This is a genomic window from Actinoallomurus acanthiterrae (genome assembly GCF_054775715.1).
Window position 1 is genome coordinate 2,395,295 of sequence record NZ_BAAHCO010000001.1, and the last position, 18,764, is coordinate 2,414,058.

Annotated in this window: 16 protein-coding genes and 1 pseudogene; 10 read left to right on the forward strand and 7 right to left on the reverse strand. The window is 69.7% G+C overall.

Features of this window, described 5'->3' with window-relative positions:
• Window positions 1-39: 39 nt before the first annotated feature.
• Window positions 40-264 (reverse strand): hypothetical protein, encoded by a 225-nt coding sequence (locus tag ACYVF7_RS11810; protein ID WP_460338800.1) that lies wholly within the window; start codon window positions 262-264, stop codon window positions 40-42.
• Between the two features lie 357 nt (window positions 265-621).
• Between ACYVF7_RS11810 and ACYVF7_RS11815 the strand changes: the two genes are divergently transcribed.
• Both ACYVF7_RS11815 and ACYVF7_RS11820 read left to right on the forward strand, forming a co-directional pair.
• Window positions 622-1,077, forward strand: coding sequence for a MerR family transcriptional regulator (locus ACYVF7_RS11815; RefSeq protein WP_460338802.1), 456 nt, complete (start codon window positions 622-624; stop codon window positions 1,075-1,077).
• A 29-nt stretch (window positions 1,078-1,106) separates the two neighbouring features.
• A complete protein-coding gene (locus ACYVF7_RS11820) occupies window positions 1,107-2,156 on the forward strand; it encodes an SDR family oxidoreductase (protein WP_460338804.1) in 1,050 nt (349 codons plus the stop codon).
• A gap of 106 nt (window positions 2,157-2,262) precedes the next feature.
• Here the strand turns inward: ACYVF7_RS11820 and ACYVF7_RS11825 are convergent, their stop codons facing one another.
• Window positions 2,263-2,853 (reverse strand): TetR/AcrR family transcriptional regulator, encoded by a 591-nt coding sequence (locus tag ACYVF7_RS11825; protein WP_460338806.1) that lies wholly within the window; start codon window positions 2,851-2,853, stop codon window positions 2,263-2,265.
• A 127-nt stretch (window positions 2,854-2,980) separates the two neighbouring features.
• Between ACYVF7_RS11825 and ACYVF7_RS11830 the strand changes: the two genes are divergently transcribed.
• Window positions 2,981-3,916, forward strand: coding sequence for an alpha/beta fold hydrolase (locus ACYVF7_RS11830; protein WP_460338808.1), 936 nt, complete (start codon window positions 2,981-2,983; stop codon window positions 3,914-3,916).
• Window positions 3,917-4,196: 280 nt separating this feature from the next.
• Here the strand turns inward: ACYVF7_RS11830 and ACYVF7_RS11835 are convergent, their stop codons facing one another.
• Entirely contained in the window at window positions 4,197-4,580 is a 384-nt protein-coding gene (locus tag ACYVF7_RS11835) for an ester cyclase (RefSeq protein ID WP_460338810.1), read from the reverse strand.
• 125 nt (window positions 4,581-4,705) lie between these two features.
• On the opposite strand from ACYVF7_RS11835, the gene ACYVF7_RS11840 reads away from it, so the two are divergent.
• Window positions 4,706-5,317 carry a TetR/AcrR family transcriptional regulator gene (locus tag ACYVF7_RS11840; RefSeq protein WP_460338812.1) on the forward strand — a complete coding sequence of 204 codons (612 nt, stop codon included), beginning with the start codon at window positions 4,706-4,708 and terminating at the stop codon, window positions 5,315-5,317.
• Between the two features lie 30 nt (window positions 5,318-5,347).
• Here the strand turns inward: ACYVF7_RS11840 and ACYVF7_RS11845 are convergent, their stop codons facing one another.
• Complete coding sequence (locus ACYVF7_RS11845) at window positions 5,348-6,223, reverse strand: helix-turn-helix transcriptional regulator (RefSeq protein WP_460338813.1); 876 nt, start codon at window positions 6,221-6,223, stop codon at window positions 5,348-5,350.
• A gap of 121 nt (window positions 6,224-6,344) precedes the next feature.
• Here ACYVF7_RS11845 and ACYVF7_RS11850 point away from each other — a divergent pair, with 121 nt between their 5' ends.
• Window positions 6,345-7,433 (forward strand): aldo/keto reductase, encoded by a 1,089-nt coding sequence (locus tag ACYVF7_RS11850; protein ID WP_460338815.1) that lies wholly within the window; start codon window positions 6,345-6,347, stop codon window positions 7,431-7,433.
• Window positions 7,434-7,525: 92 nt separating this feature from the next.
• Here the strand turns inward: ACYVF7_RS11850 and ACYVF7_RS11855 are convergent, their stop codons facing one another.
• The 3 genes from ACYVF7_RS11855 to ACYVF7_RS11865 all read right to left on the reverse strand — a co-directional run bounded on the left by ACYVF7_RS11855 (window position 7,526) and on the right by ACYVF7_RS11865 (window position 10,290).
• Window positions 7,526-8,158 (reverse strand): nucleoside/nucleotide kinase family protein, encoded by a 633-nt coding sequence (locus ACYVF7_RS11855; protein WP_460338817.1) that lies wholly within the window; start codon window positions 8,156-8,158, stop codon window positions 7,526-7,528.
• A gap of 506 nt (window positions 8,159-8,664) precedes the next feature.
• The gene (locus tag ACYVF7_RS11860) at window positions 8,665-9,555 is read right to left on the reverse strand and encodes a class I SAM-dependent methyltransferase (protein WP_460338819.1); all 891 of its coding nucleotides are present in this window, start codon (window positions 9,553-9,555) and stop codon (window positions 8,665-8,667) included.
• 99 nt (window positions 9,556-9,654) lie between these two features.
• On the reverse strand, window positions 9,655-10,290 hold the full coding sequence (locus ACYVF7_RS11865) for an alpha/beta fold hydrolase (RefSeq protein ID WP_460338821.1): 636 nt from the start codon (window positions 10,288-10,290) through the stop codon (window positions 9,655-9,657).
• Window positions 10,291-10,557: 267 nt separating this feature from the next.
• Here ACYVF7_RS11865 and ACYVF7_RS11870 point away from each other — a divergent pair, with 267 nt between their 5' ends.
• The 5 genes and pseudogenes from ACYVF7_RS11870 (at window position 10,558) to ACYVF7_RS11890 (ending at window position 18,759) form a co-directional block, all read left to right on the forward strand.
• Window positions 10,558-10,791 carry a hypothetical protein gene (locus ACYVF7_RS11870; protein ID WP_460338823.1) on the forward strand — a complete coding sequence of 78 codons (234 nt, stop codon included), beginning with the start codon at window positions 10,558-10,560 and terminating at the stop codon, window positions 10,789-10,791.
• A gap of 220 nt (window positions 10,792-11,011) precedes the next feature.
• A complete protein-coding gene (locus tag ACYVF7_RS11875; RefSeq protein WP_460338825.1) occupies window positions 11,012-11,215 on the forward strand; it encodes a hypothetical protein in 204 nt (67 codons plus the stop codon).
• Window positions 11,199-11,591, forward strand: a complete 393-nt coding sequence (locus ACYVF7_RS11880) for a hypothetical protein (protein ID WP_460338827.1) — start codon at window positions 11,199-11,201, stop codon at window positions 11,589-11,591. Before ACYVF7_RS11875 ends, ACYVF7_RS11880 begins: the two co-directional genes overlap by 17 nt.
• Before the next feature lie 24 nt (window positions 11,592-11,615).
• Entirely contained in the window at window positions 11,616-13,688 is a 2,073-nt protein-coding gene (locus ACYVF7_RS11885; protein ID WP_460338829.1) for a flotillin family protein, read from the forward strand.
• Window positions 13,689-13,829: 141 nt separating this feature from the next.
• Window positions 13,830-18,759 (forward strand): annotated as a pseudogene (locus tag ACYVF7_RS11890) (DNA repair ATPase).
• The last annotated feature ends 5 nt before the right edge of the window (window positions 18,760-18,764 follow it).

Below are 18,764 nucleotides of genomic sequence, written 5' to 3' on the forward strand. Positions count from 1 at the left end.
GAATTGAAATCGCCGTGGTGGGCAAGACGCCAGCCCGAATTAGGGGCGCGTGTTGCAAATTGCTACATTCACGCAAGCGGATACGCCACTGGTGTCATTGTTGAAGTCATTGTCGGAGTTGTTGATGGCGTCATTGTCGAAGTTGCTATTGTTGGTGACGAGTCGTGGCATGGTGCTCGCCTGGGCTTCGATGGCAGGCACTGCGATGCCGATGGTGCTGGTTGCCAGAGCGGCACTTGCCAGCAGGATCGTCCGGAGTTTCATATTTTCTCCTATGTGCGAGTTGCGGTAGGTCGGAAACCTTGTCACTTGTACCGCTATCGGCGAAGTACCCCAAAGCGGCGCTCTGCCCCTAAATAGAGTGACGATTTTGGGATTGATCTACCTTGGGAAACATCGATGACTCTGCTCATGGTCTGGCAGATAGTGAACCAATTTGTGTGGAAATGCCGTATTCGCCTGGTCCTGTATGTCGTGATATTCGGTTTCCGTCGTCGTTTGAGGCCCCGACACATGCCGTAGCACGACCTCCGACGTCCCCTGGCCGACCTTCTCGGGGCAGGGGGCATCGCGCGTGATCGCGCTTGACTTAAAGCGCTTCAACTATCCGACACTCGGTGCATGACAGCGGCACAGAAGGCCCAGGACGCCTGTCCACTGACGATTCAGGAGGTCTCCCGGCTCAGTGGCCTGTCGGAGCCGACGTTGCGCTACTACGAGAAGATCGGTCTCATCGACTCGGTCGACCGGGACGAGAGCAGCGGTCACCGGCGCTACAACGCCGCCGTGGTGGACAGGATCGAGGCGCTGAGCTGTCTGCGAGGTGCCGGGGTGAGTGTTCAGGACATGCGGGCCTATCTCCGGCATCTGGCCTCGGGGCACCGGGAGGCCGGACAGATGCGCGAGCTGTTCCAGCGCAACGCCGAGCGGATCGCCGAAGAGCTGGAACGCATGCAGGTCCGCCTGCGCTACCTGCGGCTCAAGGCCGAATTGTGGGACGCGCGCGAGCGCGGCGACGCCGAGACCGAGCGCCAGGTTCTCGCCGAGATCATCCGCGTCGTGCCCGAGATGGCGTGAAAGTGCGCGGCGCTTCTCACAATGCAGTGATGACAAGGAACGACATGACGCTGGAGTCCACGAACGACGATGGTCTTGTGCTGGTGACCGGTGGCAGCGGTTACCTCGGGTCGCACGTGGTCGGCCGCCTGCTCGCGGACGGGCACCGGGTACGTGCGACCGTCCGCTCGCCCAGGCGGGCGACCGAGCTTCGGGAGATGGTGGCCGACCCGGGCGGTCGGCTGGAGATCGTCAGCGCCGATCTTTCCGCAGACGAAGGCTGGGCCGACGCGGTGGCCGGGTGCACCTACGTCCTGCACGTCGCATCACCGTTTCCGGCCACTCAGCCGGCGAACCCCGACGAGGTCATCGCTCCGGCGCGGGACGGCGCGCTTCGCGTCCTACGGGCGGCACGCGACGCCGAGGTCAAGCGAGTGGTCATGACGTCGTCGTTCGCCGCAGTGGGATACAGCCACAAGCCCGGCAACGAGTACGACGAGAACGACTGGACGGACCCCGCTGACGACAATCCCCCGTACATCAAGTCGAAGGCGATCGCCGAACGGTCGGCCTGGGACTTCGCCCAAGCGGAAGGGCGCGACCTCGAACTGACGGTGATCAACCCCAGCGGGATCTTCGGCCCCCTTCTCGGACCGCACCTGTCCGCCTCCACCGGCTTGGTCAAGGTGATGCTCGAAGGCGGCATGCCGATGGTGCCCCCGGTGTACTTCGGCGTGGTGGACGTGCGCGACGTCGCGGACCTCCACGTAAGGGCCATGAGGCATACAGCCGCTGCCGGCGAGCGGTTCCTGGCAGGCAGCGGCGAGGCGATCAGTTTCCTCCAGGTCGCTCAGATACTCGCCGAGCACCTGGGCGCGTCGGCGGCCAAGGTGCCGTCGCGGGAACTGACAGCCGATCAGGTGCGCGAGGCGGCCCGGTCCAACCCCGCAATGGAGGAAGTGGTCGGCCGCCTGGGCGTAGTTCCCGTCCTGCACACCGAGAAAGCCCGCGACATGCTCGGGTGGGCGCCCCGCGACCCGGAGACCACGATCGTCGACACCGGGGAAAGCCTCATCCGTATGAAACTGGTGGCCGAGTGACCGTTCGAGGTCTCCTGACCGGGCCGTTCACGGCCAGGAGACCTCGAACGACGCGAGGTTACTTCGCCTGCTCCGCCCGTCCGGGCGTATTCGGGCGTAAACACGCCTAGTTGCGCGCGCGCAACGCTTGCGAGAGCGCGTCAACGGTCACGCCCACTATGGCCAGGAGTTGCGCCGGGCTCGCCCCGGCTCTGCTCATGACGGCGAGAGACTGGTTCACGGCCGCCGCGTGTTCAGCGAAGGCATCGGCGTCCTGGTCGGTCAATCGCCCGGCCTTCAGCGCGGCGCGTAGGCGTAGGCGCTGGAAGCCGAGCGCCTCCTTGGCGTGCGCCGCGACGGCCGGGCTCAGCACCGGAATCGCCATGGCGGACTGGGCAATCAGGCATCCATCGGGCAGTTCGGGATCGGCGATGCGCTCAAGGGTGACGTCGAAGAATGAGCGAACAGCTGCAAGGGGTTCCGAGGCTGCACACGATAGGGCGGCGTCGTACTTGTCGCCATAGCGCGCGGCGTAGCGATCCAGGCAGCGCAGGAAGAGCGTGTCCTTGTCGCCGAGCGAGGAGTAGATGGAGCTGCGGTTCAGGCCGGTTGCCCGGGACAGATCGTCTACTGAGGTGTCGGCGTAGCCGGCGCGCCAGAACTGGATCATCGCGGCGTCGAGTGCCGTGTCCATGTCGAACTGCTTCTTGCCTGCCACGTGGCACTTCCTCGCCGGTGTGTTGATGTCTCGGGCTGCGCTGCGCACCATTCTATCTTGAACTAATCAGTTCAAGATGTGCTACGCTGCAGGCGTGATCATGACCGCGGGCCAATGGAGGATTCCCGTGACCGACCCTGCGACCATCACTCAGCAGGTCTCCGAAGCCAACCCTGTCCGCGACCTGCCCCTGCACGACCTGGACGGGTTCACCCACCGCTGGGTCGACGCAGACGGCATCCGCCTTCATGCCGTCGAAGGCGGCCAGGCTTCCGGCCCGGCCGTTGTCCTGCTCGCCGGATTCCCGCAAACCTGGCGGGCCTGGCGAAAGGTCATGCCCAGCCTCGCCGGCCGGTTTCGCGTCATCGCGATCGACCTGCCGGGCCAGGGCCACTCCGAGCGCCCGGAGCGCAGCTACGACACCCACACGGTCGCCGTGCACGTCCACGCCGCCGTGAACGCTCTCGGAGTGTCGACCTACTGGCTGGCCGCCCATGACATCGGCGCCTGGGTCGCCTTCTCCCTCGCCCTCAACTACCAGAGCCGGCTGCACGGAGTCGCCCTGCTCGACGCCGGAATCCCCGGCATCACTCTCCCGGAAGCGATTCCCACCGACCCGGCCCGGGCGTGGAAGACCTGGCATTTCGCGTTCCACCTTGTGCCTGACCTGCCCGAGACCCTGCTTGCCGGCCGCGAACGGGAGTACGCCGGCTGGTTCCTGAAGGTGAAGTCCCTCGCTCCCGGCACGTTCGACGACGCCGACCTCGACCACTACGCGGCGGCCCTCGCCGCCGACGGCGGCCTCCGCGCCTCCCTCGCCTACTACCGAGACGCCGCCGAGTCGGCGCGCAAGAACCACCAGGCACTCAAGCGGCAGCACCTGACCGTGCCCATCCTCGGAATCTCCAGCAGCCACGGCTCCATTCCGGACATGGCGGCCTCCATCAGCCCGTGGGCCGACAACGCCACCGGAGTCGTCGTGCCCGACGCCGGGCACTTCATCCCCGATGAGCAGCCCGAAGCCGTCGCTGCCGCTATAGCCGGCTTCATCGCCGGCGACTGACGCCGCTCAGACCTGCCCGGCGCGCACCCGCCCACGCGCGCGGCCGCCAGGACGCCCTCGTCCTGGCCGTCCTCCGGGCAGAAACGGTCGTCCTGGCGCGGACGGGCCGCCGGCCGCCTCGTCCTGAACTGCCCGGGCCCATGGCAGTACCTGTCCCGGATGCGCCTGCCGCTGCGGCGGGTCCATCGCCGCCGGCCGTTAAGCCCGCGACGGGCGGAGGCGAGACGGGTGACTGCGGGCGGGGGCCCGGCTCTCCATCCTGCCTAGTACTCCTGCTACTTCAGTGGCCGAGCACCTCCTCGGGGCTGGCTGAGGCTGGGAATCCCGTGGTGGCCCCCCACATCTCGGCGAACCGGCCGTCGTCGATGCGGAAGATCTCGAACAGCATCGGCTGCGTGTCGCCGTCCGGGGGCGCGATCCCTTCGACGGTCGAGCGGACGGCGGCCTTGTCGCCGTCGACCAGGATGTCCTGGGCGACGACGCGCATGTCGGGGAACCGGGCGGTGAGCGCGCGCCAGGCGCCCTTGCCCGCCTCGAACCCGCCGCCGAGCGGGTGACTGAAGAAACCGGGGGCGTGCAGGTCGTCGGCCTGGTCGAATCGCCGGCTGTTGAAGCACTCCTGCATCCGCTGGATCAGGGCGCTGGCGTCATCGCGTGTGGTCATCGGCGTGATCTCCTCATGGCTGGCGGACCGGGTCATGATGAGCGGCGCGAGCCCATAACCGGTGCGCCGCCCCGGTTACGATCTCAGAGTATCCGGTGCGTCGCCCCGGTTATGCTGATCCTGAGATGTCCAGCCAGCCCCCTGAGCCCGCACCGGCGAAGCCACCCGCAGCCCACGAGCTGCGCGCTGACGCCCGCCGCAATCGCGAGCGGGTGCTGCGGACCGCGCAGCAGTTGTTCGCGACGGAAGGTCTCGGCGTCTCGCTGGATGAGATCGCCCGCCGCGCGGGCGTCGGCCCCGGCACCGTCCACCGGCACTTTCCGGCCAAGGAAGCGCTGTATCTCGCCGTCGCGATCGATCAGCTGAAGCAACTGGTGGCGGAGGCGGAAGTGCTCGCCGCCACCGGCGATCCCGCGGCCCTGTTCACGCTGCTGTCCCGGATGATGGCCGGCGGCGCGGAGAACGTAGCGGTGAAGAGCGCGCTGGTGGCCGCCGAGTTCGACTTGCGCACAGCCGCGCCGGATGTCGCGGCGGATCTCACCCGCCAGGTCGCGGACCTACTCCATCGCGCGCACGCGGCCGGCACCGTACGCGACGACCTCACCGTCGACGAGGTGATGGCACTGGTCGCCGGCGCCTTCGCCGCGATCCGCCACGCCGGCGCGGAGACCAGCCGCAAGCGCTCCGCACACATCGCCCAGCTCATCCTCGACGGGCTGCGACCCCAGCCCCGGTGAGCAACGGACGCTCCCGAACTGACGACCAAGTCAGCCGGCCGACGTGGACTCCATCGCGCGGAGGGCCGAGGACTCCTCGTTCGTCTTACGCGCGATCAGGTCCAGCGCCTTCTTGGACGGCGCGTCGGCGGGGCGGTAGACGACCAGACGCTGCGTCGTGTCTCCGAGCGGCGTCAGCACGTCGAACTCGATCGTGAGCGGGCCGACCTCGGGATGAAGCAGGGCCTTGAGGCCGTGTCCGTACACCTTGACGTCGCGCCGTTCCCAGAGGCGGGCGAACTCCTCGCTCCCGGACCTGAGCGTACCGATCAGGTCGGTGAGCGCCGCGTCCTCGGGATCGGCGGCCCACGCGGCTCGCAGGTCGGCGATGCCCTCCCGGATCGTCTGCTCCCGGTGGCGGTAGAAGTCGCGGTAGGCGGGATGCAGCACGCACAGCATCATGCTGTTGCGCTGTTCGGGCGGCAGCCGGTCGAACCGGAGCAGCAACTCGGCCATCTCCGGATTCCAGGCGAGGATGTCGAAACGCCGGTCGACCAGCATCGCGGGCAAGGGCGACATCGCACGGACGAGGTGGGCGATGGAGTCTCCCGTGCCGTTGCCTCGCCTGCCCGTCGTCCTGTGCCCGACCAGGTCGAACAGGTACGCGTGCTCGTCGTCGCTGAGCCGCAGCGCCCGCGCGAGGGCGTCGAGCACCTCCGGGGAGGGACGCAGCCCGCGTCCCTGCTCCAGCCGGATCACATAGTCGACGCTGACGCCGGCCAGCTCGGCGACCTCCTCCCGGCGGAGCCCGGGCGTACGACGCGGACGCCTGCTCGCCGGCAGGTCGACTTCTTCGGGAGCCAGGCGCTTGCGGCGGTCCCGTAGGAAGACCGCCAGCTCATGGGTGACGTCCACGTTGGCGCTCATGGTGGTGATCCTATTTCGGCCGGGTGGGAGGGCCAGTCCCAGGAAAAGGCTTCCCTTACCGACGCGTCCGCGCGCGCCGCACCATGGCGGAGCACCCCACGGGAGAACCAGGGAGATCACCATGGCTGCATCTTTGGACACGTACCGCCTGCTGGGCCGGTCCGGTCTGCGTGTGTCACCGCTGGCGCTGGGCGCGATGACGTTCGGCTCCGACTGGGGATGGGGCGCGGACAAGGACGAGGCCCGCCGCATCTTCGACACGTACGTCGACCGGGGCGGCAACTTCATCGACACCGCCAACCAGTACACCGAGGGAACGTCCGAACGACTGGTCGGGGAGTTCTCCCGCGACAAACGCGAGAGGCTCGTGCTCGCCACCAAGTACACCCTGAGCACCAGGCCGGGCGATCCGAACTCGGGCGGCAACCACCGCAAGAGCATGGTCCGCTCGGTCGAGGAGAGCCTTCGCCGGCTGGGCACCGACTACATCGACCTGCTGTACCTGCACGCCTGGGACGGCACCACCCCCGTCGAGGAGGTGCTCCGGGCGATGGACGACCTCGTACGGGCCGGCAAGGTGCTGTACGTCGGCATCTCGGACACGCCGGCGTGGCAGGTCTCCCGCATGCAGGCGATCGCCGACCTGCGGGGCTGGTCGCCGCTGATCGCGCTGCAGATCGAGTACAGCTTGATCGAGCGGACCGTCGAGCGGGACCTGATCCCCATGGCCCGTGAGATGGGGCTCGGGGTCATTCCCTGGTCGCCGTTGGCCAGCGGAGTGCTGACCGGCAAGTACACGCGGGCGGATCTCGATCACGAGGGCGGTTCGGCCGATCCCGGGGGCACCCGCAAGAACGTCGCGGCGGCCAACGGCGCGCTGTCCGAGCGCGGCCTGGCCATCGCGGAGGTCGTCAAGAAGGTCGCGGCCGACATGGACACGACGCCTTCGCGGGTCGCGCTCGCGTGGACCATGCGCGACCCGGCGGTGACGGCTCCGATCATCGGGGCGCGAACGGTCGCCCAGCTGGAGGACAACCTCGGTGCCCTCGACCTGTCGTTCACCGAAGGCGCGCTCGCCGAGCTCGACGAGGTCAGTGCGATCGAACTCGGATTCCCGCACGACTTCCTGGCCAGGCCGATGACGCGGAACGTGATGTTCGGCGACGTACGGTTCGAACGACCTGCCGACCGGACCGGTGCCGGCCGGTGAGCCTCGACGCGGCGATCAGGACCGGTGCCGGCCGGTGAGCGCAGGACCGGCCCCGGCCCGCCGACGCGGATCCCGGGCGCCCGCGAGCCGGGTCACGGCCGCTGCTCCACCAGCGCGGGGTGTCGCGGGTCGTCGACGCGGATCACGACGTCGGCCGTCAGCGTCGGCTGGGCCTCGTCCTCGTACCGCGTGTAGGCGGGCAGGGTCCACTCCTGCTCGGGATCGGTCCGCCGGGCCAGCGCCCCACGGGACATCGACAGGTGGACCACGTGCTCGAAGGGCAGGCCCCGGCCGAGGAGGAGCGCGCCGTCGAGGAGGAGCACACCGCCTTCGCGCAGGGTGACGTACGAGGCACGAGTGGCTCGGTCGGCGGCGCTGTCCCACAAGCTGGGCAGGACCCGTCCCGTACCGCCAGGTTCGAGCGGGGCGAGCACCTCTCGGACCAGGCCGCCCTCGTCGAGCCAGTCGGCGTAGTAGAGGTCCGGGTCGTCGCGGCCGTACTCGAAGCGCAGTGACGCCGGGCGGAGGAAGTCCCCGGCGGACACCCGCAAGACCTCACGGCCGCGCAGGCGGAGCGGGTCCACGAGCGCTTCCGCGAGGTCCGCCGGCCGGGCGGGCGGCGCGCCGTCGATCGCGACCCGCGCCCACGACGTACGGGGAAGGGCCGCTATGCGGTCGGCGAGTTTTTCGACCAGGAGGGACGGCGATATGGGCTCAATGCGCACGTCGCCATCCTCGCAGCCGGGTCGGCTCGACGGCTGTGCGGAGCGCGGCGTCGCCGTTGGGGTAAAGGCTGTTCTACGAGGGCGGGTGAAGGGGATCGTCGACACGGATGACGACGTCGGAGATCTCTGTGGGCTGGGCCTTGGTCTCGTCCCGCACGTAGAGAGTCGCTCTTGGTAATCAAGTGGTATCGTTCTGGCATCAGCACGCCCCGTGCCCAGGCGACGCGGGGCACCCTCCTCGGTCCGATAGCTGTGCAGGCTGGACCGATCAGCGTCCGGAGGGACGTGCCACGCGGGTCGGCGGCTCCACCTGCCGAGACCAGGGCACGAACACGATTGGCACCTGCCCGGCATCCAGTCGGACGATCCTGAGGATTCCTCAGGATCACTTAGTCAATCAGAGACGCTGGGCAGGACCCGGCCCCGGTTCCCAGAGGTGCGAGCACCTCTCGGACCGGGCCGCCCTCGTCGAGCCACAGAGACACCTCGACATCCTCGCAGCCGGGTCAGGCCGACGGCTGCGGGGAGCGCGGCGTCGCCGTCACCAGGACGGTGGCGTGGGCGAGGGTCGACAGGTTCGAGGGGCGTACCGAGTCGGTTCGCTCCCAGAGGGCCGCGTCGACCGCGTCCTGGTGGCGGGTGTGCTGGACCAGGCCGAAGCCGTGCTCCTCCAGAAGGGCGGACATCTCCTCGGGGCGGAACGCGCTCAGCCAGGGCTCGCCCTGTTCGGCGGCCATCGGCGCCACGGAGTCGGCGTACGCCTGGGCCGCCGCGTCGCGGAGCTCGGGTGCGAGCGTGTAGTCGAGGACCATCTCGGTGCCCGCGGCGAGGCCGCCGACCGCGGTGAGGGTCTCGGCGATGGCGTCCCGGGTGAGGTACATGGTCACGCCGAGCCAGCTCACGAAGGCCGGCCGGGACGTGTCGAACCCCTCCCGGACCAGGGCGTCGACCAGTGGCTCGGTCTCAAGGTCGACCGGGACGAAGGTGACCGTGTCCGGGATCGCGATGCCCGCCTCGTTCAGGAGCCGGCGCTTCCACCGCTGCGTCGCGGGATGGTCGACCTCGAACACCCGGACGGGGCCGGCCGGGTCGGCGCGGTAGGCGTACGAGTCGAGGCCCGCGCCGAGGATGACGTACTGCGTGATACCGCGGGCCACGGCCTCGGCGAGTCGGTCCTCCGTGTAGCGGCTCCGGACGGTGGCCGTCGCCCGGACGCCGCAGAGGAGGGGATGCTCGCCGTGGGCACGGTGGTAGCCGACGAACTCCTCGGCCTGCTCTCCCAGAAGGTCGTACGCGACGGTGTCGGCGAAGAGCAGGGGAGAGGAGTCGACGATGAGGTGGGCCGCGCGCGCCGCCGCGGCCATGAGCGCTGTCCGGCTGGGTCGTCCATTTTCCATCACGACAGCAGAACCTACATCGCCTTTTCTCTATCATAGCACAATAATGATTTTTATAAAAGGCCATTGAGGTAACGACCGGGCGGCTTTTCCGGTGCTTTAGAAGTAGTCGACCAGGCGATCGGCCAGTTCGGCGGGGCGGCTGAGCATGACCATGTGACCACCGTCGATCTCGTCGGGGACGATGCCGAGGCGCTCTCGTACGACCTGCCGCATGAACGCCGCCGGGAACAGTCGGTCGTCGCGGCACAGTAGGAATTTCGTCGGCACGTTCGGCCATGCGGGAAGCGGCCACGGCTCTTTGGCTGGGGTGCCCGACTGGCCACGTGAATAGCTTTCCGCCTCGGCGGCCAATTCCGCGGGGACGTCGTGGTAATAGATATCGGCCTCCTCGCGCGGCACCTGGTCGTGCCCGGTGGCGCTCCACCACTCGCCGGGAGCCTCGCCGGGGGAGGGGATCATCGCCGTGAGCATCACGAGGAGATCGACCGGCACGCGCTCGCAGACGAGCGGTCCGGTGAAGCCGCCGAACGAGTGCGCCACCACGACCAGGCCGGTGCGGTCGCCGACCTGTTCGACCACGGCGTCGGCGTACTCGGCGAGCCCCGCCGTGTCGTCCTCGCAGGGCAGGTCCACGGGCACGGCGTCGTGGCCGCGCCCGCGCAACTCGGCCGCGAGCGGCCGCCAGTACGCCGGGTCGCATCCCCCGCCGGGGATCAGGGCGAAGGTCGCCATGTCGGGGTCCTCTCGATGAGGCGTAGGGAACAACCTGTCATGACCGCCCGGCCGCGCGAAACTCATCGGTTCGCGTCTCGGGTGGGTGCTAACCGGCAGTGAATACTCACCTCACCTTCCCGGCCACCGTCAGGTGTCCCGTCGGATCGGACCGTCGGCGTCCGGCGGGGTCGGACCGATATCGGGCGGCCGTGTGTCGCGACCTGTGAGGTCGAAGCGGCCCCGCAGTTTGAGCCTGCCGATTGGATCGGGGTGGATCGGGGGATCGTGAACCTGGCCACCACCTCCGATGGCGACAACCATGAGGGCAAGGGTCTGGCGCGGTATCGCCGGCGCCAGGCCTGGTTGCGTGCCGAACTGCAGGCCAAGAAAGCCGCCGGGAGCCGGTCGGCGGCCCGTCGTCGCGAGCTCTTCCTGTCGGACCGCAAGCAGCACGTCGTGCGGTACGACAGCAACCTGCCGGGGATCAAGGAGATCCGCTGGAGCGACAGTCTCCTCTGAGTCGTAGGCGCCCGCACGAACACGCAGGTCGTCCACGCGTCGCGTGGTCGACCTGCGTGTTCTCGTTCATGTGCCGTATGCCACGCATCACCGCTGATGCGATGCGGTACGGTGCTTTCCGCGGTGATCGTATTTCACCGCATAGGCGGCATTTGTCCGTCTGAGGAGCGCCGGGAAGCCTGGTCGGCACCGCTGACGGCATGCCCACGGGGAGGCGCGAGTGACCGAATTCATCCACGCGGCGCTCGCATTTCCGGCGGTCGTCCTCGGCGCCCTTCTGGTGATCGTTCTCGCCTACTGGCTGCTGGTCGTCGTCGGCCTGCTGGACGCGGCCGCGACCATGGTCACGGCGGTGGCGCTGTCGCTGTTCGCGGCGCTCGCGTGGTTCGCCGGCGTGGCCCGGCACCGTGCTGCTGCACCGTGAGGACCTGACCGGGCGCGGCCCGGCGATCGGGGTGCTCGCCGCCGCGATCCTCGTGTCCGTCCTGGTCACCCGGCTGCTCATGCGGCCCCTGCGGTACATGATCCCGGAGGAGAAGCTGCCCTCCCGGCGGGACTTCGTCGGCCGGATGTGCGTCATCCGGACCAGCCGGGTGGACCTGACGTACGGCCAGGCCGAGGTGCGGGCCGAGGACGGATCGGCCGCCGTCATTCAGGTTCGCCAGCAACGGAACCAGTCGGGCGAAGAGATCCTCAAAGCAGGAGATACCGCACTGATCTTCGACTACGACGCCGACGGCCAGTTCTTCTGGGTGATGCCGTATGACGCCGAACTCGATCCGCACCGTCAACCCAACTGAATTCCCCCGTAAGAAGGACCATCGATGGACTCCATCGGCATCGCGATCGCCGTCCTCGTCGGCGCGATCCTGATCGTCGCACTGGGCACGGCGTACCTGTTCAGCAGACTCTTTCGCAAGGTCGAGCAGGGCCGGGTTCTCATCATCTCCAAGATCAAGAAGGTCGACGTCACCTTCACCGGGGCCATCGTGCTGCCTGTGCTGCACAAGGCCGAGGTGATGGACATCTCGGTGAAGACGATCGAGATCGAGCGGAGCGGGCACGAGGGCCTCATCTGCCGGGACAACATCCGCGCGGACATCAAGATCACGTTCTTCGTCCGGGTCAACAAGACCGTCGAGGACGTCATCCAGGTGGCGCAGGCGATCGGCACCCAGCGGGCCAGCCACGAGGAGACGCTGCAGACGCTGTTCAACGCGAAGTTCTCCGAGGCGCTGAAGACGGTCGGCAAGCAGCTGGACTTCGTCGACCTCTACACGCACCGGCATGAGTTCCGCGACCAGATCGTGCAGCTCATCGGCACCGACCTGAACGGCTACCACCTCGAAGACGCGGCCATCGACCACCTCGAGCAGACGCCGCTGGCGAGCCTCAACCCGACGAACATCCTCGACGCCCAGGGCATCCGGAAGATCACCGAGCTGACCGCCCTCGAGCACGTGCGCACCAACGAGTTCCAGCGCAACGAGGAGAAGGAGATCACCCGCCAGAACGTCGACGCGCGGGAGGCCATCCTCGAGCTCGAACGCCGCCAGGCCGAGGCGGAGGTCAAGAAGAAGCGGGAGATCGAGACCGTACGGGCGCGCGAAGAGGCCGAGATCGCCAAGGTCCAGGCCGAGGAGCGGCTGACGTCGCAGACGGCGCACATCCGCACCGACGAGCAACTGGGCGTCCAGCAGGAGAACCGCAACCGCGAGATCGCCGTCGCGGAGAAGAACAAGGAACGCGTCATCGCCGTCGAGAACGAGCGGATCGAGAAGGACCGCATGCTCGAGGTCATCGCGCGTGAACGGGAGACCGAGCTTTCCCGCATCGCCAAGGACAAGGAGGTCGAGGCGGAGAAGCGGGAGATCGCCGACGTCGTCCGCGAGCGGATCGCGGTGGAGAAGACCGTCGCCGAGCAGGAAGAGGGCATCAAGAAGCTCCGTATGGTCGAGGAGGCCGAGCGCACCCGCCAGGCCATGGTCATCCAGGCCGAGGCGGAGGCCCAGGAGAACCTGGTCAAGGGCATCAAGGCGGCCGAGGCCGCCGAGGAGGCCGCCAAGTTCAAGGCCCGCGAGGAGGTGCTGCTCGCCGAGGCGCGGCAGAAGACCTCCGAGCTCGACGCCGTGTCCAAGATCCGGCTCGCCGAGGGCATCCAGGCGGAGGCCGCCGCCGAGGGTCTGGCCGCCGTCCAGGTGCGCGAGCGCGACGCCGAGGCGATCGAGAAGGTCGGCCGCGCGGAGGCCAGCGTCAACCGGGAGAAGGCCCTGGCCGAGGCCGAGGGCATCGAGAAGGCCGGCCGTGCCGCGGCCGTCGCGAACCGCGAGCAGGCGCTCGCCGACGCGGACGGCATCCGCGAGAAGCTCAAGGCCGAGGCCGAGGGTCTCACCGACAAGGCCGCCGGCATGGCCGCGATGGACGACGCCACCCGTGGTCACGAGGAGTACCGTCTGCGGCTGGAGGCCGAGAAGGAGGTCCGGCTCGCCGGGCTCACCGTGCAGCGCGAGGTCGTCGAGGCCCAGGCGTCGGTGCTCGCCGCCGGCCTGGAGAAGGCCGACATCGACATCGTCGGCGGCGACAGCGCCTTCTTCGACCGGGTCGTCGGCGCGATCAGCATCGGCAAGGGCGTCGACGGGTTCGTCGAGCACTCCGAGGTGGCGCAGCGGTTCGCGGGTCCCTGGCTGAACGGATCGCGCAGCATGCCGGAGGACATCGCCCGCCTCATCGGCTCGATCAAGACCGACGACGTGAAGAACCTGACCCTGTCCGCGCTGCTCATGCAGCGGATCAAGGCCGGGGGCAGCGACGGCGAGAAGGCCCGTGAGCTGCTCGACCAGGCCGAGCGCCTGGGCGTGGCCGATGCCGCGATCTCCAACATGGCAGTGGTCGAGTGAGCCGCCGAGCGAGCGGAGTGGGCGGCGAAGCCGGCCGCGGAGCGAGCGGCGAGTTGATCGGGCGTGTCTCCGACACGACGCCGAGAGCGACCATGGGCACGGAGAGCTGAGCCGGATCACCACGAGGACCAGAGGAATCGCGTGACCGAGGGCGGGGAGACGCCTGTCACGCCGAGTCTGGACGCGGGCACCTACGAGGTGCTCCGCGCCCGGCTCGGCGAGCAGGCCAAGGAGCTGGTCCGGCGGGCCGAGGCGCTGAACGCGCGGCGGCTGGAGGTGTTCGGCGGCACGGAGCTGCGGCTGGTCGGCACCGAGCGGATCCGCACCGAGCACAACTGCGTGCCGCGCGACATCGCCGCGGTCGGCGGGCTCATGCTGTTCGGCTTCAACGTGTTCATCGGGTTGCGGCCGCAGACGACCGTCGGCGACGTGTTCGCCTTGTACCGGTTCGTCCGGGACGGCGACGAGTTCCGGTTCGAGGCCACCGACGACGCGCCGGAGGTGCTGCGCGATCCGGGCTTCGAGCGCGACTTCGGTGAGCTGTACCGCTACTACCGCGACGCCCGGCTGCTGCAGCTGCGGCACGTCGAGGGGAAGCTGCTGGCGGTCTTCCAGACCGGCCTGGAAGCCGAGCACGACACCCGCGTACTGCGCTGGACGGTCGACGTCGACGGCACCGCGACGTACCTGGACAACCTGGGCGAGCCGGACCACGTCTTCCCGCCCCGGTACGACTTCGAGTGGGTGGAGACCACCCGCGACGACCACGTCCTCGGCCGTCACCCGCACGTCTCCATCGAGGACGACGTGTTCGTCGAGACGGTCGGCGGCGACCTCACCGTCAAGATCGAGAACAACACCGAGACCGGCGAGGGCATCTACCGCGAGCCGGTCGAGGAGCCGCTGCAGAGCCTCGCCGACGCCGAGATCCAGTACGCCCGCGTCGGCGCGCTCATCCTGCTGCGCGTCCGCCCGTACAAGGAGAACGACTGGCGGTACCTCGTCTTCAACACCCATACGAAGACGGTCGTGCGCCTGGACGGCATCGGGCAGGCGTGCCGGCGGCTGCCGGAGGACCACGGCATCATCTTCCCGGGCGGCTACTACCTGGTGACCGGCGCGGCGAAGACGTTCGACACGGACGTCGACCGGTTGGAGTACGAACGGGTCATCCGCTCCACCAACGGCGAGGACGTGCTGTACGTCTTCCACGCCCGCGAGGCCGGCCGCTACCTCCTGCTGCCGTACAACGTGATCCGCAAGGAGGTCGCCACCCCGATCACCTGCCATGGCTACTCGCTGTTCGACGACGGCACGCTCGTCGTGTTCCGCGCCGACGAAGGCGAGCCGACCCGCGTGCACGCGATGCAGGTGTGGCAGACGCCGTACCTCTCGGACACGTACGCGGCGGCGCAGCGCCGGCACCGGGCCGCTGGAGCGGGTGGGCAACGCCGACCTGGTCCGGGGCATCTCCGACAGCCTGTCGGTGGCCCGCATGGTCGAGGAGACCACTCCGACGGCGGGCGTGTTCGAGGCGCTGATCGCCGGGTGCGAACGGGCCTTCGACCACTACCACTGGCTCGCCGACCCCGAACTCGGCGAGCTGCGCGCCCCGCTCGCCGACGTACGGACGACGGCCGGGCAGGTTCTCGAGGAGTTCGAGACGGTCCAGCGGCTCACCGCCCAGGCCGCCGCCGCGCTCACCGAGGCCGACGAGAAGATCACGGCGCTGATCCGGGTCACCCGCGGCGCCTCGCCGGACACCGCCGACGGCTGGGTGACCCGGCTGACCGAGCTGCGCCGCGCGCAGGGCCGCCTCGTCACCCTCCGCGACATGCGGTACGCCGACCTGGCCCGGATCGACGGGCTGGCCGGCCGGCTGACCGACGAGCTGGGCTCGACGGGACGCCGCGCGGTCGAGTTCCTGCGCGAGCACGAGGCGTTCACCGCCTACCACGAGGAGATCGACCGGCTGCTCACCGCGATCGAGGCGATGGCCGCCACGGCCGAGGCCGTCCCGATCCGCGAGCGGCTGGCCGAGCAGTACGAGGGCCTGGAGGTCGTCACCGACGTCGTCGGCACCCTCGACATCACCGACGCGACCGTGCGCACCTCGATCCTGGAGCGGGTCGGCGAGGTGCTCGCCGGGATCAACCGGGCGCAGGCCACGCTCGACGCGCGCCGCCGGGAGCTCCTGGACGCCGAGGGCCGCGCCGCGTTCGCGGCCGAGTTCGCCCTGCTCGGCCAGGCCGTGACCGGCGCGCTGGCCATGGCCGACACGCCCGACGCCTGCGACGACCAGCTCGGCCGCGTCATGCTCCAGTTGGAGAACCTCGAGTCCCGGTTCGCCGAGTTCGACGACTTCGTCGCCGAGCTCACCGCCAAGCGCGAAGAGGTCTACGAGGCGTTCTCCGCGCGCAAGCAGACGCTGCTGGACGAGCGCGCCCGCCGCGCCGACCGGCTCGCCGAGTCCGCGACGCGGATCCTCGTCGGCGTACGCCGCCGCGCCGCCGTACTCGAGTCCCTCGACGAGATCAACGCCTACTTCGCCGCCGACCCGATGGTGGAGAAGGTCCGCTCCGTCGTCGAGCAGCTGCGCGCCGCCGGGGACGCCGTACGCGCCGAGGAGCTCGACGGCCTGCTCAAGACCGCCCGGCAGGAGGCGGGCCGGGCCCTGCGCGACCGCACCGACCTGTACGAGGACGGCGGCGAGAGCATCCGGCTCGGCGCGCACCGGTTCGCGGTCAACACCCAGCCCGTCGACCTGACCCTCGTCCCGCACGACGGCGGCATGGCGTACGCCGTGACCGCCACCGACTACCGGTCCCCGGTCCGTGACCCGGCCTTCGCGGCGACCCGCCCGTACTGGGACCAGACGCTGGTCTCGGAGACCGCCGAGGTGTACCGCGGGGAGTACCTCGCGGCGGAGATCCTGGCGGCAACCCCGGCGGACGTCCTCCGCCGAGCCGCCGAAGAGGGCGAACTGCTCGGCGTCGTCCGTACGGCCGCCGACGCCCGCTACGACGAGGGGTACGAGCGCGGCGTGCACGACCACGACGCCGCGCTGATCCTCGATGCCCTGCTGCGGCTGCGGGACGGCGCGGGCCTGCTGCGCTACCCGCCCGCCGCCCGCGCCGCCGCCCAGCTGTTCTGGGCGTACGGCGCCGACGAGGCGTCGCGTGGCACCTGGGCGACCCGCGCCGGATCGCTGGCCCGCGCCCGCGCGGCGTTCGGGGAGCCCCCGGCGGCCGGGGTGCTGCGCCGGGAGCTGACCGGCGCCGCCCTCGCCTTCCTCACCGCGAGCGCGCTGCACGGCCCGGACGCGGCCACCCGGATCCTGCCGCCGGACGACACCGGCGACCTGATCGGGGAGTACCTGTTCGAGGAGCTCGCCGGCGAGCCCGCCGGATTCGTCACCAGCGCGGGGGCACGCTCGCTGCTCGACGGCTTCCGTACGGCGCTCGGCGGCTCCCCGGGCTACCGCGACGACCTGCGCGCCCTCGACCACGGCGGCATGGCCGCCCGGCATCAGCTCATCGAGGCGTGGCTCGGCTCGTACCTCGCCACGACCGGCCTGCCGGCCGACGACCTCGCCGAGGCCGTGGCGATCGAGCTGTGCGGCCCGCTCGACCGGTACGACGTGTCGTCGCCCCTGACGGCGACCGTCGAGGGCCTGCTCGGCGCGCACCCGCGGATCACCGGCCGCCGGATGGAGCTGCGCCTGGACGAGAGCGTCGCCCGGACCGGCCGGTTCCGCGCCGAGCGGGTGCCCGCCTACCGCGCGTACCAGCGGCTCCGCGGCGAGTTGGTCGGCGCCGAGCGGGAGCGGCTGCGCCTGGAGGAGTACCGGCCGCACGTGCTCAGCTCGTTCGTGCGCAACCGGCTGCTGGACGAGGTGTACCTGCCGCTCATCGGCGACAACCTCGCCAAGCAACTCGGGGCCGCCGGCGACGCCAAGCGCACCGACCAGATGGGCCTGCTCCTGCTCATCTCCCCGCCCGGCTACGGCAAGACGACCCTGATGGAGTACGTCGCCGGGCGGCTCGGGCTGATGTTCGTCAAGGTCAACGGCCCGGCGCTCGGCCCGTCGGTCACCTCCCTCGACCCGGCGGACGCGCCCGACGCGACCGCCCGCCAGGAGGTCGAGAAGATCAACTTCGCCCTCGAGATGGGCAACAACGTCCTGCTGTACCTCGACGACATCCAGCACACCTCGCCGGAGCTGCTGCAGAAGTTCATCTCCCTGTGCGACGCCCAGCGCCGCATCGAGGGCGTCTGGGACGGCCGCACCCGCACGTACGACCTGCGCGGCAAGCGCTTCGCGGTCTGCATGGCCGGCAACCCGTACACCGAGTCCGGCCAGCGCTTCCGCATCCCCGACATGCTGGCCAACCGCGCCGACGTGTGGAACCTCGGCGACGTGCTGTCCGGCCGCGAGGACCTCTTCGCGCTCAGCTACCTGGAGAACTCCCTCACCTCCAACCCCGTGCTCGCGCCGCTGTCGACCCGGGAGCGCGGCGACGTGGAGCTGTTCGTCCGGCTCGCGCAGGGCGACACGACCGTCTCGCCGGACCGGCTCGCGCATCCGTACTCCGGTCCGGAGGTCGAGCAGATCACCGCCGTGCTGCGCAGGCTGCTGCGCGTCCGGGAGGTCGTGCTGTCCGCGAACCGCGCGTACATCGCCTCGGCCGCCCAGGCCGACGCCTCCCGTACGGAGCCGCCGTTCCAGCTCCAGGGCTCGTACCGGAACATGAACAAGCTCGCCGAGCGGATCGTGCCGGTGATGAACGAGGCCGAACTGGAGGCCGTCCTCGACGACCACTACGTCGGCGAGGCCCAGACCCTGGCCTCCGGCGCCGAGGCGAACCTGCTGAAGCTGGGTGAGCTGCGCGGCACCCTCACCGCCGACCAGGCCGAGCGGTGGGCGGCGGTGAAGGCGGCCTACCAGCGCTCCCAGGCCCTCGGCGGCGCGGAGGACGACCCGATGACGCGGGCGGTCGGCGCGCTCGGCCTGCTCGCCGACCGCGTCGCCGCCGTCGAGACCGCCATCACCCGCGCCGCCCGAGAGTGAGCCCG

Bases quoted from the DNA above. Each gene is read 5' to 3' on its own strand.
- ACYVF7_RS11885 (WP_460338829.1), top strand. From the start codon at position 11,616: ATGGACTCCATCGGCATCGCGATCGCCGTCCTCGTCGGCGCGATCCTG.
- ACYVF7_RS11840 (WP_460338812.1), top strand. From the start codon at position 4,706: ATGTCCAGCCAGCCCCCTGAGCCCGCACCGGCGAAGCCACCCGCAGCC.
- ACYVF7_RS11860 (WP_460338819.1), bottom strand. From the start codon at position 9,555: ATGGAAAATGGACGACCCAGCCGGACAGCGCTCATGGCCGCGGCGGCG.
- ACYVF7_RS11820 (WP_460338804.1), top strand. From the start codon at position 1,107: ATGACAAGGAACGACATGACGCTGGAGTCCACGAACGACGATGGTCTT.
- ACYVF7_RS11835 (WP_460338810.1), bottom strand. From the start codon at position 4,580: ATGACCACACGCGATGACGCCAGCGCCCTGATCCAGCGGATGCAGGAG.
- ACYVF7_RS11850 (WP_460338815.1), top strand. From the start codon at position 6,345: ATGGCTGCATCTTTGGACACGTACCGCCTGCTGGGCCGGTCCGGTCTG.
- ACYVF7_RS11845 (WP_460338813.1), bottom strand. From the start codon at position 6,223: ATGAGCGCCAACGTGGACGTCACCCATGAGCTGGCGGTCTTCCTACGG.
- ACYVF7_RS11810 (WP_460338800.1), bottom strand. From the start codon at position 264: ATGAAACTCCGGACGATCCTGCTGGCAAGTGCCGCTCTGGCAACCAGC.
- ACYVF7_RS11815 (WP_460338802.1), top strand. From the start codon at position 622: ATGACAGCGGCACAGAAGGCCCAGGACGCCTGTCCACTGACGATTCAG.
- ACYVF7_RS11865 (WP_460338821.1), bottom strand. From the start codon at position 10,290: ATGGCGACCTTCGCCCTGATCCCCGGCGGGGGATGCGACCCGGCGTAC.